Raw genomic sequence first — 17534 nt, forward strand, 5'->3', positions numbered from 1 at the left:
GAGTGACTACTTGGAGTAGTCCACGAGGTCCGGGTTCGCCTTGTAGACGTCGGCGAGCAGCGACATGTCGAACAGGTCCTTGGCCGTGGTCGTGATGCCCGCGGCCTTGAGCGACGCGATGGTCTCCTGCTGCAGCTCGTCCGAGATCGTGAAGAGGCCGTTGGTCGCGGTCTCGTCGGTCGCGACGAGGCCGGCCTGCGCGGTGGCCGCGGCCGCCTCGAGCTTCGGGTCGAGCTTCAGGTCCTTGCCGTAGGTGCCGGTGGCGAGGTCGGCGCCGGACTGCGGGTCCTTCACGAAGTCGCTCCAGCCCTGCACCTCCGCCTTCAGGAAGGCGACGAGCTTGTCGCGGTCGTTGTCGATCGAGTCCTGCGTGACGGTCACGGTCTCCGCGACGAACGGGAGGCCGAAGTCGGCGAACGCGAGGTTGACCGGCGTGTAGCCGTCGAGCTCGACCTGGATGCCCTCGTTCGTCAGGTAGGAGACGTAGCCGTCGACCTGGCCGCTCTCGAGCAGCGCGGGTCCGTTGAACTGGCCGGGGACGACCGTCACGTCCTTCGGGTCGATGCCGTTGACCGAGAGGAACGCGTTGAAGAGCACGGTGTTCGAGTCGTCGACGCCGATCTTCTTGCCGATGAGGTCCTTCGGGCTCTTCAGCGGGGTCTTCTCGCCGAGCGAGAGGATCGTGAACGGGTTCTTCTGGAACTCGGTGCCGATGATCTTGAGCGGCTGGCCCTGCGAGACCGCGCTGCCGACCGAGACGGCGTCGCTGAGTGCGACGTCGGCCTTGCCGGACAGCAGTTCGGACGTGCCGGTCGAGGGTCCGGGCGTCATGTTCACCGTGGAGATGCCGGCGTCCTTGAAGTAGCCCTTCGAGTCGGCGAGGAACTCGCCGCTGAACTCGACGTCCTTGATCCAGGACAGCTGGAGGTTGACGGTGCCGTAGTCGGCAGCACCGGCGTCGCCGGGCGTGGTGTCGCTGCTCGGGGTGCTCCCGGAACAGCCGGCGAGCGAGATGACGGCGGCAGCGATCGCTGCGGTCGCGATGCCGGCGCGCGCCGTGCGGCGCGAGAAGATCGACGTGATTGACATGGGGTGATTGCCTCGCCTCGGGTGTGACTGAAAGGTGGGCTACACGGTATGCGGAGCGCGTTTCGGTCTGTTTCGCGCCGTGTTTCGGCCAGGTTAACGCGCGCGCCGCTCAGACCCCCAGCACGCGGGTCAGGTAGTCGTTGCGGAAGACGCGCTCCGGATCGAGCCGGTCGCGCACCGCGAGGAAGTCGGCGAATCGCGGGTACGCCGCGGCGAGCGAGCCCGCGTCGCGGACGTGCATCTTGCCCCAGTGCGGGCGCCCGTCGAACGACCGCATGATCGCCTCGACCTCCCGGAAGTACCGGGTCGGGTCCTGCCGGAAGTAGTGGTGCACGGCGATGTAGCCCGTGCGCCGGCCGTGCGCCGTCGAGAGCCAGATGTCGTCCGCGGCCGCGGCGCGCACCTCGATCGGGTAGCCGATCCGGAGATCCCGCTCCGCGATCATCCGCTTGACCGCGCGCAGTGCGTCGGGCACCGCCTCGACCGGAAGCGCGTACTCCATCTCGCGGAATCGCGTGTAGCGCGGCGACGTGAAGACCGCCGGCGACGCATCCGTGAAGTCGCGATTGCCCTGCAGCGTCGTCGCGAGGCGGTGGAGCGGCGGCAGCACGTCGGGCACCACGCGGCTCACCTGGCACATCGCCGCGATCACGCCGCTCTGCACCAGCACCTCCTCGATCCAGTTGCTCACGGGGTGCGCCGGATGCCGCTCGGCGTCCGCGGGCAGTCGCGTGTTGGTCTTGGTGCTGACGCCGTCGGCGTGCGGGAACGCGTAGAACTCGAAGTGATCGGCGGCCTCGACGCGATCGAGCCACTCGTCGAGCACGGCGTCGAGGCGCTCGCCGCGCTCGACGGCGTGCAGCAGGTAGGCCGGCACGCACTCGATCGTGACGTCGACGAGGATGCCGAGGGCGCCGAGTCCGATGCGCACGGCCGGCAGCAGCTCGGCGTTCTCGCTCTCGCTGACGCGCAGCAGGTCGCCGGACGCGGTGACGAGCGTCGCCGCGCGGATCTGGGTCGCGAGCCCGCCGAACCGCAGCCCGGTGCCGTGCGTGCCCGTGGCGGTCGCCCCGGCGATGGTCTGCCGGTCGATGTCGCCCATGTTCGCGAGGGCGAGGCCGTGCGGCGCGAGCAGTGCGGGCAGCTGGTAGAGGTTGGTGCCGGCGCCGAGTCTCACCCGGGTGCCGTCGACCGCGAGCACGCCGTCGATCGCCGAGATGTCGAGCTGCACGCCGTCCGTCGCGGCGATCGCCGTGAAGCTGTGGCCGGCGCCGACCGCCTTGACGGGCAGCCCGCGCTCCCGCGCCGTGCGGATGACGGCCGCCACCTCGTCCGGCGAGGCCGGGGATGCGACCGCGGCCGGGCGCGCCTCGACGGTGCGTCCCCAGTTGCGCCAGCGGCGCGACGGGCCGAGCGTGGCCATCGCCGACTGCACGGTCACAGGAACACCTTCCCCTCGCCCCGGTACGTCGGCACGCTGCCGACGACCCCGTCGTCGTCGACCAGCACGAGCTCGTCGACGTGCTCGCTCAGCTCGCCCGCCTTCGTATGCCGGGCCCAGACCCGGTCGCCGACGCGCAGCGCGGCCGCGGCCGGCCCGGACACCGGCGTCTGCACCTCGCCGGCCATCTCGCGCGGCAGCATCGCGAGGCCGGTCGGCCACTCCAGCCGCGGCAGGCGATCGGGCCCGGGCGGACCGGATGCGATCCAGCCGCCGCCGAGCAGCGTCGCGAGCCCGGGCGCCGGCTTGCGCACCACGGGGAGCACGAACGCCGCCGCGGGGGCGGGCGAGAACGCGGTGTAGTGGTCGAACAGGTGCGGGCCGAACAGGCCCGAGCCGGCCGCGACATCCGTCACCGCGCTCTCGGCGCTCGTCGACTCGATCGATCCGGTGCCGCCGCCGTTCACGAACTCCAGGTCGGCGATCGCCCGCACCGCGGCGACGGCCGCGGCCCGGCGATCGGCGAGCTCGGCGCGCGAGGAGCGCTGCATCGCGCGCACCGCGCGCGCGTAGAGCGGGCGCCCGGCCGGGTCGTCGATCGTGCCGGCGATCTGCGACTCGTACGCCATCATCCCGACGAGCCGGAACCCCGGCCGGCCGACGATCGCGCGGGCGAGCGCCTCGGCCTGCGCGACGGTGTGCACGGGCGACCGGCGCGCGCCGGTGAAGCCGAGCAGGCGCGAGTCGAAGCCCGCGTCGAGCTCGAGGCACACCCTCAGTTCCGTAGCGCCCGGCCCGTCCGCCTCGCGGCGTGCCGCGTCGATCAGGTCGAGCTGTGCGACGTCGTCGACCATGAGCGTCACGCGGGCGGCGAGCGCCGGGTCGGCGGCGAGGGCGCGGATCGCGCCGCGGTCGACGGTCGGGTAGCCGACCACGACATCCGTGATCCCGGGCCGCCCGGGGCTGTCCTGCGCGAGCCAGAGCGCCTCGCGCAGCGTGTACGCGAGCACGCCCGCCCAGCCGGGCAGCGCGAGCACCGCGTCGAGGATCGGGCGCGAGCGCACCGACTTCGACGCGATCCGCAGCGGCGTGCCGGACGCGCGTGCGACGAGCCGGTCTGCGTTGTGCGCGAGCGCGCCGACGTGCACGGTCGCGAACACCGGGTCGAGCTGGGCGGTCGCGGCGCCCAGCGCCGGCCAGTACCGGGCCGGCTCGGTCCACGGCTGCGTGGCCGGCGGCGTCGCGATGAGCGCGGCTAGCGTCGCTGCGGTCATCCGCGTCGGTTCGGGCACCCGCGTCGGTTCGGGATGCGTCGGTTCGTGCAGACGGGATCCTCCGGGCGCGGATCCTTCGGGCGCGCGGGATCGTTCGGTCACTACTTGACGCTCCGGATCGGGATGAGCGCGAAGCCGCCGAGCACCGACGCGATCGCGGACGCCACGAACAGCGCCGCGAACCCGGTGCCGGCTCCGACGAACGTGTCCCCGACGAGCTGGCCGCCGTTCGATCCGACGAGCCCCGCGAAGCCGACGACGAGCACGGCGCCGAGCAGCGGCCCGACCGCCTGCGGCACGGCGAGCGCGATGTTCATGATGCCGAGGTCCTTGCCGCGGGCGTGGGCATCCGGCAGCACCTGGGTCGCGAGCGCCTGGTCCACGGCCATGTACGCGCCGTAGCCGAGACCGAGGATGCCCGCGCCGACGATCGCGACGTTCAGCGCCGGAACGAACGCGAGCAGCAGGGCGGCGATCGCGATGAGGTACGACGCGATGTACACGAAGATCTTGCGCTGGCCGATGCGGTCGCTGATGCGGCCCACGACGAGCGCCGCGACGATGAAGAACGCCATGTAGACCGCGGTGAGCAGCAGCAGGTCGTCGACGACGTGCGCGCTGTGCAGGCCGAACGCGAGGAAGTAGATGAGCTGGGTGGTGCCGAGCGCGTTCCCGAGGTTGACGAGGATGCGGCTGAGCAGCGTCCAGCCGAAGTCCGGGTGACGGCGCGGGCTGACCCAGAACCCGGCGAGGATGGCGCGCGCCGCGAACGGCGGACGCTCGGATGCGGGCAGGGCCGGGTCGCGGAGCACGACGAGGAACGGCACCACGAGCACGACGAGCGCGATGGCGACGACGAGGTAGCCGACGAGCGTGGACAGGGCGAGCGCGTCGACGAGCGCGAGGCCCGCGAGCGTGCCGACCGCCTGCGGTGCACTCACCCAGCCCGACACGAAGCCGCGCTGGTTGATGGGCACCTGGTCGCTGATCGTCGCGGTGATCGCGGCGGTGACCATGCAGAAGCCGACGAGGGTCGTCGCCCAGAACACGCCGATGCCGACGAGGCCGGTCTGCAGCCCGAGCAGCACGAGGCTGACCGCGAACACCAGGGTGCCGGCGAGGATCCACGGCCGGCGGCGGCCGAAGCGCGAGGTCGTGCGATCGCTGAGCGCGCCGGTGAGCGGGTAGGCGAGGAGTGCGCACGCCCCCGCGATCGCCGAGATGACGCCGAAGGCCATCACCGGGTCGAGCCAGTTCTCGGTGCTGAGCTGTTGCTCCGGATCGAGCGGCAGGTGGAAGGCCTCGGCGATCTGGTTGGGCAGCAGCAGCTGGATCGGGGTGAGCTGCGCCATCCAGATGCCGAACCAGGCGGTCGCGAACAGGGTGATCCAGCGCGCCGGCACCCGGCGGATCGGCTCCTGGAAGAGGCCGGCGCTCGACGCGGCGGGCCGGGCGGCGGGGGTGCTGGCAGCGGGCGTGCTCATGCGGGCTCCTCGGTGGGGGTGGCCGGGCCCGGCGCGGGCGCGGTGAGGGTGGACAGGCTGTCGGCCGCGAAGGCCACGATGCGCAGGGCGCCGTCGCGGTCGCGGTCGGCGAGCCAGGCGAAGGTGATGCCGTCGGTGAAGGCGACCACGAGGCGCGCGACGTCGTCGAGCGGCAGCGTCCAGCGCACCCGGGCGTGCGCGGCGCCGGCCTCGAGCACGCCGGCGACCGTCGCGCGGTAGCGCGCGTACTGCTCGGCGGCGAGGTGGCGCAGGGCGGGGGTGCGCAGCGCGTACTGGGTCAGCTCGAACATCGCGAGCTCTCGCGACGGGTCGGCCGCGAGCTCGTCGACGTAGGCGGTGAGCGCCGCGACGATCGAGGCGCGGATGTCCGACCCGAGCCGCAGGGTCGAGGCGGCGGCGAGCGACTCGGCGTCGAGCACGTGCTCGACGAGCTCGCGCAGCAGCTCGTCGCGGCTCGCGAACGCGTAGTGGAAGCTCGCGAGCGGCATCCCCGCCTCGGCGACGATCGCGCGCGTCGTGGCGGCGCCCATCCCGTCGCGGGACACGACGCGGAACGCGGCGTCGATGAGCTCGGAACGGCGGTCGAGGCTCGACATGCGCGCCATCCGTGTCCCCCTCCCCCGCGGTCGCCGCGGTCGTCGCGGTCGCGCTGCGTGCGCGAGGACTGGGACGAGTGTCCCAGTCACTTGACCCACGGTGACAGAGCGGAGGATTCCGCGTCAAGGCCCGCGTCAGGAGCGGTCGGCGGGCCGATCCGACGGCGCGTCCGGATGGGCGTCGCGGTGCAGCGCCTCGGTGCCGCGGAACACCCACACCGCATACGTGGTGTCGGCGATCGCGTGCATCGCGGCTCCGATCGCGACGAGGGTCACGCTCGCGGGCAGCAGCCACGGCGCGTCCGAGCGGATCGCGGCGGCGAGCAGCACGAGCGGGAAGCCGATCATGAGCACCGCCGTGCGCACGCGGCCGAGCGCGCTCACCGGCACGGCCGGCGGTCGCTTGACCAGGAGAGCGGCGAGCAGCAGCAGGTCGGCCGCGACGAACACGATCATCACCACGAGCGGGATGAGCCCGGCGACCGTCATCGCGATGCACACGATCCCCTGGCTGATCCGGTCGGCGATCGGATCGAGCTTCGCGCCGATCGCCGAGCGCATCCGGAACCGCCGGGCGATCTGGCCGTCGATCCAGTCGGTCACACCGAGCGCGATGAGGATGCCGAGCGCCGCCGCGGGCGAGTCGTCCACGACGAGGGCGTAGACGAACGCGGGCGTGAGCACGAGCAGGCGCGCGAACGAGATCACGTTGGGGATGGTCCACAGACCCAGCCCGTCATCGCGTGGCGTCGACATCCGCCTCCCTCGTGCGTTCCGCAGGCATGACGCTACCGGGCGCGTCGACGCATCGGAACGCCCACGGGCGGATGTCGGCGCGAGTCGCAGGCCCGCGTCGAGGATGCCGGCGTCGGACTCCGGAAGCGATGCTGCGGGTTCCGCGCCGATCTGCTCGCGGGGCTTGTGCGTCGCGACGGCGGGTCCTTACCGTTCGGGCAAGGACCCCCAGACCTCGGTTCCTCTCCGCCGGCTCCGGCCTCTCGTCATCGAGGTTCACCATGGTCCCCACCACCGCCCCACCATCCGGATCGACCGCCGCGCGCCCGAAGCCGGCCGAGTCGAAGCCGGCCGAGTCGAGGCCGGCCCGCTCGTCGCCGTCGAGCGACTACACGCGGCTCGCGGCGACCGTGCGCGAAGCCGGTCTGCTGCGGCGCCGGTACGGCTACTACTGGACCCGGCTCGCCGCCGTGCCCCTCTCCATCGGCGCGGCGATCGCGCTGTTCATCGGCATCGGGGACAGTTGGTGGCAGCTGTTCACGGCGGCCGCCTTCGGCATCCTGTTCACGCAGACCGCGTTCCTCGGCCACGACGCCGCGCACCGGCAGATCTTCGCGTCGGGCCGCTGGAACGACTGGGCGAGCCTGCTGATCGGCGACCTGTTCGTCGGCATGAGCTACGGATGGTGGCGGCACAAGCACACGCGCCACCACGCGAACCCGAACAAGGTGGGCTCCGACCCCGACCTCGGTGTGCCCGTGATCGAGTTCTCGGCGGCGCAGGCGCGTCGGCACGGCCCCGCGCTGCGCTGGGCGATGGCGCACCAGGGTGCGTTCTTCTTCCCGATCCTCCCGCTCGAGGGCATCTCGTTGCACGTCGCGAGCGTGCGACGCGTGTTCGAGCGCGAGCACGTCGACCGCCGGGCCGTCGAGATCGCGCTCATGGGCATCCGGCTCGGCGGGTTCACGGCGCTCGTCTTCCTCGTGCTGTCGCCCGCGATCGCCGTGCTGTTCCTCGTCGTGCAGCTCGGAGTCTTCGGCTTCTACATGGGTGGGTCGTTCGCACCGAACCACAAGGGCATGCCCGTCGTGCCCGCCGGCGTCACCCACGACTTCCTGCGCCGCCAGGTGCTCATGAGCCGCAACATCCGGGGCGGCCGGCTGCTCGACATCGCGATGGGCGGCCTCAACTACCAGATCGAGCACCACCTGTTCCCGTCGATGCCGAGCCTGCACCTCCGCCGTGCCGCGCCGCTCGTCGCGGACTACTGCCGCACCCTCGGCGTGCCGTACACCCAGGTCGGGCTCGTGTCGTCCTACCGCACCGTGCTGCGCTACCTCAATCGCGTCGGGCTGCGCGAGCGCGACCCCTTCGACTGTCCGCTCGCCGCACAGCGCCGGGCGCTCTAGCCCCGGCGCGCTCGGGACCGCAAGCCAACGGCCCGAGCACGTCAGACCGAATGGACTTCATCGACCGGCCGCCACTCACATCGCGACGACGACGTCCGATGACCCGACAACAGAAGGATCATGACTAGCCGCGATCACGGCCCCGCCACCGGACGCAAACTTCGCAATAAGGTCGACAACGCTCGCCGCAGCGCCCACGTCCAGATTCGCCGTCGGCTCATCCACGATCAAGACCTCGGGCGACAAGATCAATGCGCGTGCCAACGCGGCACGCTGTCGCTCGCCACCGGAGATACGCGCCGGAAGCGAACGTGCAATGGACGCAATTCCGAGCGCGTCGAAAAGCTCGCTCGCCAGTTCGCGTGCACGATTCACCGCAGCGCGACCGTCCGGCATGGCAGGAACGATGACATTCTCGACAACCGTAAGATCATCGATAAGACTCGAGTCCTGATCCAGCACTCCGAAATGAAGACGTCGGAAGCTGCGCCGCTCCTTCTCCGTCAGGACACTCACATCGCTCCCGGACCACATCACCGCGCCCGCCGTCGGGCGTTGCAATCCAGCAAGCACTCGCAGGACGGTGGTCTTACCGGAACCACTTCGTCCCGAGAAGCAAATCGACGAGCCCCCAACGACATCCAGATTGAGGTTAGAAACAATCGATAACCGAGAGCCGCCAGGCCGCTCGTAGGCGAGCTCAATACCGCTCGCCCCGATAAGAGCCTCATTGTCGGACAAGAACCCGCCCCCCTAGGGAAACTCCGAAAAGAACACCGGACGCCAACAGCTGTCCGCCAACTGCGATCGAGAGCAGGACTGACGCGTTATCACCCTCGGGACGCAAGACCAAAAGCAGAATCAGGTCGCCTACTGCCGCGAAGGACACTGCGAGTGCAACCTGAACGACGCGGATCCGTCGTGCAATCCATGAATCAAGTCCGAGCATCCGCAGCACCCATTCAAGCCCCTCGCTCTGACGATTGGAGGCTGCGACACCAAGCGCAAGAAGGACGAAGACCCCCACCAGGCCCATCGCACCAAGTGCAAGAGTCGGACCAAACACCTCGGCCAGGACCGCACCACTCAGTCTGGTGCGACCTGAGTCCCTCACCGCGTAATCCACCGCGGCCGACGTTGAGTAGGCATACAGGCCCGTCATCAAGATCCCGACCGCAAGCGTGATCCACGTCCGCCACGTGGAAGCGACGCGAAGGGCCGTCAGCGCGGGAACCGAGAAGACACTTCTCACTCGCACCAGGTCCCTCGTCCGCACTGCCCCCAGTGATACAACGGTCGACAGCACCATCGCAAGACACACCGCACCCAGCACGAGCGTCGAAACCGACACAACGGTCCCGGCCCAATGACTCCACGCGCTCGCGCTCGCGCAGGCGCCAGCGATCAGTGTCACAGATACGAGCTGACGTCGAAGAAGCGATACCGCAATAGCAGCCTCGGACCAGCCCAACTGTCTAAGCAACGCACTCTCGCGTCGGCGGCGAACAGCGCTGACGGCAGCGGCCGAGCCAAATACGAATATCAGTCCGGCGCAGGTCAAGACGATCAGGCGGCGCACCAGATCGTTCATCGCGCTATCAACCCGCACCGCCGCCCCAAGGGTGGTCCATTCTTCCGCAACCACACCGAGATCCGCATCGCCAGAAGGAGACACGTTGTAGCCCGGCACATACACATCCACGGTCTCGGGCGATGAGCCGGCGACGACTCGCACCGAGAGCTTACCCAGCTCCGATATCCTGCGCGCCACGGAATTGATCGCGGCCCGACCGTCAGCATTGAACGACGTAACTCCTTTGACGCGCACCCTAACTGCGTCGATCGGACTATCGCCTCGCAGCGTCCGGCCGCCCTCGAGGTCAGTAATTGCCCCTGGTGAGTCAGAAATGAAATCCACCCCGGTCAAGTTCGAATCGACCGTCTGCCCGACCTTCTGCGGTGCGTTCGCCGCCGCCGCGACGATCTTGGCACCCGAGCCATTCGACAGCCCCGACGGGACATAGGAGATCGAGTCGACACCACCGTCGGTCAATTCTTTCGAAGTAAACGTTCCCACGGGCGCTGCCAATGGGATGCTGCCCTCTTTCGACAGAACAGTATTCCGATATGCCCGCGCTGCACCCAGCCCCTCGTCGGGGTTCTCGGTCGCAATCCGCCCCACACCGACGGGGCGCCCATCAGCCCCCACCACTCCCAAGGGAACAACTTCGACGTCACCCCCGACTCCTGTCCGCGAGGTCTTGTACGTTGGTGGCTCCGCAGCTTCCGCTTTCAGCGAGGTAAAGTTCTGATACAAGCTCCCCGCGGTCTCGCCGTCCCTGAGCTTCGCGCTCCCCAATTGAACTGTCACATCTGGATTCGAAAATGGCACGAGAAGCGATGACACATCTTTGGCGAGAGTGCGATAGGGAACAAGGTCCGCGCTCTGGACGCGCGCAAGATCGCCCTCGTCTTTGATCGGGGCCGACCCGACGTATCGATCAACGTGAACCGTGAGCTTCAAGCGTGCCGCAGGCGATTCGTTGACAATGAGGGGTACGACAACCTCGGGTCCGTCTTGAGTCGCCGACGTCAACGCCTGCCTCTGTATGCTGAACTCATCGGAATCGACCCGAGCTGCCCAGTTCGAGGGAATTTGTTCAGATCGATCGGCAGGGAGATCGGCAAGTTGCTTATATACTCCCGCGGATCGAGCCTGGTCCAGTTTGGATTCAGATGCCGGATCGATCGCGACGATCGTGGTCGGCACCTGCGGCATCACGCCGGCGTCGATGAGATAGAAGAAGTCGGTCTGCAACGGTGAGTAGCTGGCTGGATACCCCGATCCTTGACTGGGATCGAGGGACCGACTCGTCCGTTTCGCGAGCGACACGAGCCCACTCACTTTCGAAACAGTCGCGTCGCCGAACCCCGTCGAGCGCGTCAATGAGCTCGTAATTCGAAACGTCTCGTGCCGATCGGCGAGGTCGCTTTGACCGTTCTCGTGGTCGTCCACAACCAATAGCGACGCGTTTAGTGGGGTAGAACGCAGTGAACCGACCACTCCGATCGGCGCAGCTACCTCTACGCCAGGCAAGGACTCGATCCTGTGCCACAGGTCCGTCGAAATGGTGGAGCCATGATGCGCTCCCAGAAAGTCAGTCGGAACGAGATCGTCCCCGGTCAGTGACCGGACACTGCTTCCGTCTCGCGTGACGAGAATATCGTACGCGCCCCTCCAATTCGAATTCACAGTCTGATCCGCGACCGTGGCGATCCGCTGATCAGCCCAACCCACTGCGATCAAGGTGACGGCGAGGGCGACGGCTGCGGCAGCTTCCAATCGTGCCCGCCACCATCGTCGCGCGCTCAGCATGCGCGACGTGCACTGGCGGCGAATACGCAACTCACTGGACGCTCAGCAGAAACCCATGAAGACGAGCTGCTGACCCGATGGGCTTTCGCGTCGTTTTCTCACGAGATCGAGATTAGGTCTTCGCATTTATTCGTTCTGCCCCCAAAAAGGGGGTGTCGTCCCGAGCGCCCGTTCGACTGTCCGCGGTCAGAGCGAGAGGCGCGCCTCGAGGACCGCGGTCGCCACCTCGCCGATGCGCGTCCGGGTGGAACGCGCGTGCTGACGGATGCGGGCGAACGCCTCGTCCAGGCCGATGCCCGCGGTGTGGGCGAGGTAGCCCTTGGCCTGCTCGATGACGATCCGGCTGTCGAGGGCGCGCTGCAGCTGCTCGCGCGTCCGGTCCATCTCCCGCAGCGTGCGCTCGTGGATGATGCCGATCGTCGCGACGTCGGCGAGCGCCTGCGCGGCCACGGCATCCGGCTCGTTGAGGCCGCCCGGTCGATCGCGGAACAGGTTGAGCGAGCCGAGGGTCGCGTCGCGCAGCCGCAGCGGGAAGGAGTGCACGCTCACGAACGAGGCCCGTCGCGCGGCGTCGGCGAAGGCCGGCCACGCCTCGGCGACCGCGTCCAGGTCGCCGACCGACACCGGAGCGCCCGTGGTCGCGGCCAGGTAGCACGGCCCCTCGTCGGCGCGCAGCTGCATGAGGTCGACGAACTGGCTGCGCTCGCTCGTCGAGGCGATGACCTCGAGGCGGTGCGCGGCATTGAACAGCACGATGCCGGCGGCCGTCGCGTCGAACAGCTCGACGCTGCGCTCGACGAGCGCCTGGAGCAGGTCGACGACGCCGTAGCCCGCGACCAGCGAGTCGGCGAGGGAGACGAAGGTCTCCACGAGCAGTCCTTCGCGCGTGTGCGCTGTCATCGGGCCATCCTAAGTCGGGTCGTTCGACGGCTCGAAGGACAGTCGCCTGGCGACGATCTCGCTGGCGATCCCGAGCACCGGCTCGCCCGATGCGTAGGCGTGCGCCGCAATGACGAGCCGCGCATCCGTCACCGACACGCGCATCTGGGCGGCCACCATGCCGGTCGCCTGGTGCACCTCGCGCCGGGAGTGCGGGCCGTCGGCCGGCGCCGGGTCGACCGCGTCGAGATCGGCGACGGCGCGGCCGAGGATGACGCGCGCCGCACTGTCGGCGAGTGCGGTGCCGCGCGCGACGCACCCGGCGGACAGCCGGGTCGGCCGAACGGTGAACAGGTCGACGGCGCCGAGCGACAGCGCGCCGACGTGCAGCGGGAACGCGAAGATGCCGCGAACGCCCATCGACCGGAGCAGTCCGTGGGCGACCGGCCACCGTCCGCCGTCGATCGCGGCCAGGTCGCCCTCGAGCACCGGCGTGCGGGACGATGCCGCGAGCCAGGTGGGGCCCTCGCCGAGGTCGATGAGCATCCCGTCGACGCGGGCGGCGCGCGCGTCGCTCGCCCACAGCGTCTCCGTGCCGAGCGGGTCGCCGAGCGTCGAGACGGCGGCGCCGTCGACGGGCAGCTCGTCGACGAACGGCCGGTACAGGATGTCGTCGACGTCGCCCGGATCGCGATCGTTCATCCTGCCCGTCCGTTCGTCCACGGACCTCGACGTCCGCGAACCGTGCGCTCAGCCTAGACGGCCGCGGGGACCGCATCCCCGCACGGCGTCACCCCCAGAGCGCGGCCAGAACACCCGCCCGGGCGCGGCCCTCGGCGTATCCGGCGCGGGCCGCCGCCGGTCGCAGCGAGACGTCCATCGCCCTGCGGCCGAACAGGTGCTCGACCTCGTTCGCCGGCACGACCGTCTCGACCCGGCTGCCGTTCGCGCGGAGGTCGTCGACCTGCGTCGCCAGGTGCGTGCCCCAGTGCGACGGCATGAGGCTGCGACCGCCGAGCGGCGACAGCACGAGCACCCGTTCGCTGCCGGCCGCGAGGTCCGCGTTCTCGGCGTTCGCGCGGTAGCCGCCGTCGAGGTAGCGGCCATCGCCGATCCGGTAGGCGTGCCCGCTCGAACAGCTCGCGGCGACGGCGTCCACGAGGTCGGCGCCCGCGTGCCGATCGAACACCGCGGGCTCGCCGGTTCGAGCGTCCACCGCCGTGAGGAGCACCCGCCGCTCGGGCCAGCGCGCGCCCGGCAGGCGTGCGGCGACCGTGGCGCGCCAGCGTGCCGACCACGTGCCGTCGGATGCCGCATCCGCCTCGATCGCGGACCCGCCGAGCCGACGGCGGAAGTCCGCGACATCCGCGGCGGCGTCGATCGTGGCGGTGAGTCGGCCGAGGTGGTCGCCGACGGGTGGGACGGGACCGCCGCCCCGGTCGGCCTGCCGCCTCGGCGCGGCCGCGAGGACGGCGGTGTAGAGCTCGGGAGGGGTCGCGCCCGTGAGCTGGGCGGCGGCGGTCGAACCTGCGGAGGTGCCGATCGTCAGATCGGCCGCGGTGACGTCGAGGCCCGCGTCGAAGAGACCGGCGACGACGCCGATCAGCCACGCGTTGCCGGTGGATCCTCCGCCGCCGAGAACGAGCGCGCGCGGGGTGATCGGGGTGGTGTTCATGGGAGTCGCCTTTCGCGAAGTGCCGTGGGCGCTCCCGGTCGCGACTACCTCGGTCGCGCGAACGTGGACAGCAGGGAGCGCCCACTGACTACTGCGTTCATCGGGCTCACCTCCTCCGGTCGACGGCGCACGCAAGCCTAGACCGTCCTCCCGGCCGCGACACGCCTCGCGGCCCGCGGCCGCCGCCGATATAGTGGACTGGGTGTCCACTAATTCCGGCACGGCATCCCAGCCGACGAGTCCGCCCCTGAGTCGCGTCGAGCGCGCCGACAACGGGCGCAGCCTGCGCCTGATCACGACCGTCATGGCCGTGACGTGCGGCTTCGCGGTCGCCAACGTCTACTACGCGCAGCCGCTCCTCGGGCTCATCGCGCACGACTTCTCCGTCAGCCGGGGCGCGGTCGCCCTCGTCGTCACCCTCACCCAGCTCGGCTACGCGGTCGGCATGGTGGTGCTGCTGCCGCTCGGCGACATGGTCGAGAACCGGCGGCTCGCGGCGTGCACGCTCGTCGCCACCGCGGCCGCGCTCACCGCGGCCGCGCTCGCCCCGTCGTTCACGCTGTTCCTCGTGCTCTCCGTGCTCGTCGGGCTCGCCTCGGTGGTGACGCAGCTCGTCGTGCCGATCGCGGCCCACCTCGCTCCCCCGGGCCGGGGCGGCCGCATGGTCGGTCGCGTGATGCTCGGCCTGCTGCTCGGGATCATGCTCGCGCGCACGCTGTCGAGCCTCGTCGCGGATGCCTGGGGATGGCGGTCGATCTTCCTCGTGTCGGCCGCGATCATGCTCGTGCTCTCGCTGCTGGTCTGGCGCGTCCTGCCCCGGCGCGTGCCGCACGACGCGCCGTCGTACCCGAGGCTCATGGCGTCGATCGGCCGGCTGATCGTCGCGGAGCCGGCGCTGCGGCGGCGCGCGATCTGCCAGGGACTGCTGTTCGGGGCGTTCAGCGCGTTCTGGACGACCGTCGCGTTCGAGCTCACCGACCAGTTCGGGATGGGTCAGGTCGGCATCGCGATGTTCGCCCTGGTCGGAGCCGCGGGCGCGATCGCCGCGCCGATCGCCGGCTGGCTCGGCGACCACGGCCGGGGCCGCATCGGCAGCGGCGCGGCGCTGACGCTCGCGGTGCTCGGTCTGCTCATCGCGGCGTTCTTCTCGAGCAACCTGATCGCGCTCGCGGCCGCCGCCGTGATGCTCGACTTCGCCGTGCAGTCCCACCAGGTGCTCAGCCAGCACGAGATCTACGCGCTGCGACCGGACGCGCGCTCGCGCCTCAACACGGTCTTCATGGCGACGGTGTTCACCTGCGGAGCCGCCTGCTCCGCGATCGCCGGAACCCTGCACGACCGGCTGGGCTGGCCGGGCGTGTGCCTGTTCGCCGGCGCCCTGCCGCTCGTCGGGCTCGGCGTCTGGGTCGCGCACGCCGCATCCGTCCGCCGCACGGCGCGAGGCGACGCATCCGTCCGGAGCGACGGATGAGCGCGAGCGCCGACCAGCGCGCCGCCGGCTCGAGCGCCACCCCGCCGCCCATCTCCGCGACGCGGCGGAACGTCTCGATGGTCGCCGTGCTGCTGGCCATGCTGATGGCGAACATCGACGCGTCGATCCTCAACGTGGCGCTGCCCCAGCTCTCCCGGGACGTGCACGCGGACCCCGCCGACACCGTGTGGGTGACGACGGCGTTCCTGCTCGCCGTGTCGTGCGCGATCCCCGCGATGAGCGGGCTCGCCGACCAGTTCGGGCGCAAGCGCATGTTCGTCACCGGGGTGCCGGTGTTCACCCTCGCCTCCGTCGCGTGCGCGCTCGCGCCGACGCTGCCGGTGCTCGTGGCGGCCCGGGTCGCGCAGGCCGTGGGCGCGGCGATGATCTTCGCGGTCGCCATCCCGATCTACCGGCGGCTGTTCCCGCCGGAGCGGCTCGGCACCGTGCTCGGCCTGAACGCGATGATCGTGGCCCTCGGCACGTGCGCCGGCCCGACCGTCGGCGGCCTCATCCTCGTCGACCTCGACTGGCGCTGGCTGTTCCTCGTCAACGTGCCGATCGGCGTGGTCTCCACCGTTCTCGCGGCCGGGTTCATCCCGCACCTCGCTCCGCCGCGCGGCGACTACGACCTCGCGGGAGCCGTGCTGGCCGGTGCGACCGTCGCGAGCTTCCTGCTCGGCATCCACCAGCTGGTCGACCCCGGCACCGCCGTCGTGGGCGCGGTGCTGCTCGCCGCGACGATCGGGCTCGGGGCGCTTTTTGTGCGCGTTGAGCGTCGCGCGGTGCGGCCCATCATCCCGCTCGACATGTTCACCGGGAGCTTCAACCTCGCCGTGCTCACCGCGTTCTGGTCGTTCTTCGGGCAGGGCGTGGCGTTCGTGGCGCTGCCGTTCCTGTTCCAGACGGCGTACCACGCCGATCCGCTGCAGTCGGCTCTGCTGTTCACCCCGTGGCCGCTCGTGATCGTGTTCGTCGCGCCGCTGTCGGGCCGGCTCGCGGACCGCTACTCCACGGCCTGGCTGACCGTGATCGGGCTCGTCGTGTTCACCGCGGGACTGCTCGTGCTCGCGCTCCTGGGGCAGCATCCGCCGATCTACGAGGTGCTGCTCGCGACCGCCCTCACGGGCGTCGGCTTCGCGATCTTCCAGTCGCCGAACAACCGCGACATGATGTCGGCCGCCCCGATGCGGTACGCGAGCTCGGCGGCCAGCATCCTGAACGTCAACCGCACCCTCGCGCAGTCGGCCGGCAGCGGCGCGGTGAGCATGGCCCTCGTGCTCACCGGCGCCTCGCTCGGCTCGATCGCGACCCAGGCGCACGCGGCCGCCCAGGTGCTGTACGTCGCGGCCGGCGGCGGCGCGCTCTCCGTCGTCGCGAGCATCGTCAAGCTGCGGCGGGCGGGGACGAGATCCCGCGCCGTCGCCGCATCCGAGGGCTGAGGCGAGGCGGGTTCCAGGATGGGGCCGTGTTCGTGATCGTCCTGGACCACGTCGCCGACCTCGCGGACATCGATGCCGCGATCCCGCACGCGGATTTCTTCGCAGGGCCGGGTTCTCCACAGGCTGGGGTTCTCCGGGTTCTCCACATTCTTCGCGTGGACTCGAACGGGTGTTCGAGTGTTGGGGAGGATGGGGTCATGACACCGAACCTCGCGATCCCGGATCCGGCGCGGCTGGTGAGCATGTCCGATGACGAGGTGCTCGACGCGCAGGCCCGGCTGGTGGCCGTGCGCCGTGAGATCGATCGTGGTCTCGCGCTCGTCGCGGCGGAGCTCGCGCGGCGTTCGGATCGTGAGCGCGGCCACGCCGGCCTTGCGCAGCGGATGGGCGAGCGCACCGCCGACCGGCTCGTGCAGCGCACGGCGGGAGTGTCGGCCGCCGACGCCCGGGCCCTGGTGGGTGCGGGCGCGATCCTGACCGGCGCATCGCCGTGGCTTGCGCCCGTCGCGGCAGCGGTCACCGAGGGCACCGTGGGAGTCGCGGCCGCGGCCGCGATCGGCAGCGGGCTCGGCGCACCCTCGAGCAGTGTCGCCGCGGATGATCTGACGGATGCCGCGGCTCGCCTGGTGGTGATCGCCGCGA

15 protein-coding genes are annotated in these 17534 nt (G+C 70.4%); 4 read left to right on the top strand and 11 right to left on the bottom strand.

Annotated elements, in window-relative coordinates; all coding sequences use genetic code 11:
* Window positions 1-6 precede the first annotated feature (6 nt).
* The 6 genes from QT381_RS10380 to QT381_RS10405 form a co-directional block, all read right to left on the bottom strand.
* A complete protein-coding gene (locus QT381_RS10380; RefSeq protein ID WP_289248863.1) occupies window positions 7-1089 on the bottom strand; it encodes an ABC transporter substrate-binding protein in 1083 nt (360 codons plus the stop codon).
* A gap of 109 nt (window positions 1090-1198) precedes the next feature.
* The gene (locus QT381_RS10385; protein ID WP_289248883.1) at window positions 1199-2512 is read right to left on the bottom strand and encodes a D-arabinono-1,4-lactone oxidase; all 1314 of its coding nucleotides are present in this window, start codon (window positions 2510-2512) and stop codon (window positions 1199-1201) included.
* Between the two features lie 14 nt (window positions 2513-2526).
* The gene (locus tag QT381_RS10390; RefSeq protein ID WP_289248864.1) at window positions 2527-3804 is read right to left on the bottom strand and encodes an alanine racemase; all 1278 of its coding nucleotides are present in this window, start codon (window positions 3802-3804) and stop codon (window positions 2527-2529) included.
* A 101-nt stretch (window positions 3805-3905) separates the two neighbouring features.
* Window positions 3906-5288, bottom strand: coding sequence for an MFS transporter (locus tag QT381_RS10395; protein ID WP_289248865.1), 1383 nt, complete (start codon window positions 5286-5288; stop codon window positions 3906-3908).
* Window positions 5285-5905, bottom strand: coding sequence for a TetR/AcrR family transcriptional regulator (locus tag QT381_RS10400; RefSeq protein ID WP_289248866.1), 621 nt, complete (start codon window positions 5903-5905; stop codon window positions 5285-5287). The genes QT381_RS10395 and QT381_RS10400 overlap by 4 nt, the downstream gene beginning before the upstream one ends.
* Before the next feature lie 135 nt (window positions 5906-6040).
* The gene (locus QT381_RS10405) at window positions 6041-6661 is read right to left on the bottom strand and encodes a CDP-alcohol phosphatidyltransferase family protein (protein ID WP_289248867.1); all 621 of its coding nucleotides are present in this window, start codon (window positions 6659-6661) and stop codon (window positions 6041-6043) included.
* A 260-nt stretch (window positions 6662-6921) separates the two neighbouring features.
* On the opposite strand from QT381_RS10405, the gene QT381_RS10410 reads away from it, so the two are divergent.
* A complete protein-coding gene (locus QT381_RS10410; protein ID WP_289248868.1) occupies window positions 6922-8049 on the top strand; it encodes a fatty acid desaturase family protein in 1128 nt (375 codons plus the stop codon).
* A gap of 75 nt (window positions 8050-8124) precedes the next feature.
* Here QT381_RS10410 and QT381_RS10415 read toward each other — a convergent pair whose 3' ends face one another.
* From QT381_RS10415 to QT381_RS10435, 5 genes are all read right to left on the bottom strand, one after another.
* Entirely contained in the window at window positions 8125-8790 is a 666-nt protein-coding gene (locus QT381_RS10415; protein WP_289248869.1) for an ABC transporter ATP-binding protein, read from the bottom strand.
* Complete coding sequence (locus QT381_RS10420) at window positions 8777-11065, bottom strand: ABC transporter permease family protein (protein ID WP_289248870.1); 2289 nt, start codon at window positions 11063-11065, stop codon at window positions 8777-8779. Before QT381_RS10420 ends, QT381_RS10415 begins: the two co-directional genes overlap by 14 nt.
* 546 nt (window positions 11066-11611) lie before the next feature.
* Window positions 11612-12325: a GAF and ANTAR domain-containing protein gene (locus QT381_RS10425; protein WP_289248871.1), complete on the bottom strand. Its 714-nt coding sequence runs from the start codon at window positions 12323-12325 to the stop codon at window positions 11612-11614.
* 9 nt (window positions 12326-12334) lie between these two features.
* Entirely contained in the window at window positions 12335-13006 is a 672-nt protein-coding gene (locus tag QT381_RS10430) for an ANTAR domain-containing protein (protein WP_289248872.1), read from the bottom strand.
* A gap of 88 nt (window positions 13007-13094) precedes the next feature.
* Complete coding sequence (locus tag QT381_RS10435) at window positions 13095-13979, bottom strand: patatin-like phospholipase family protein (RefSeq protein ID WP_289248873.1); 885 nt, start codon at window positions 13977-13979, stop codon at window positions 13095-13097.
* Window positions 13980-14181: 202 nt separating this feature from the next.
* Here QT381_RS10435 and QT381_RS10440 point away from each other — a divergent pair, with 202 nt between their 5' ends.
* From QT381_RS10440 to QT381_RS10450, 3 genes are all read left to right on the top strand, one after another.
* Window positions 14182-15450 (top strand): MFS transporter, encoded by a 1269-nt coding sequence (locus tag QT381_RS10440; protein ID WP_289248874.1) that lies wholly within the window; start codon window positions 14182-14184, stop codon window positions 15448-15450.
* Entirely contained in the window at window positions 15447-16892 is a 1446-nt protein-coding gene (locus QT381_RS10445) for an MFS transporter (RefSeq protein WP_289248875.1), read from the top strand. Before QT381_RS10440 ends, QT381_RS10445 begins: the two co-directional genes overlap by 4 nt.
* A 26-nt stretch (window positions 16893-16918) precedes the next feature.
* Window positions 16919-17534 (top strand): hypothetical protein (locus QT381_RS10450; RefSeq protein WP_289248876.1); only part of this gene is annotated, 616 nt, incomplete at its 3' end.

It is taken from the genome of Galbitalea sp. SE-J8 (assembly GCF_030345695.1).
GTDB lineage: Bacteria > Actinomycetota > Actinomycetes > Actinomycetales > Microbacteriaceae > JAUASV01.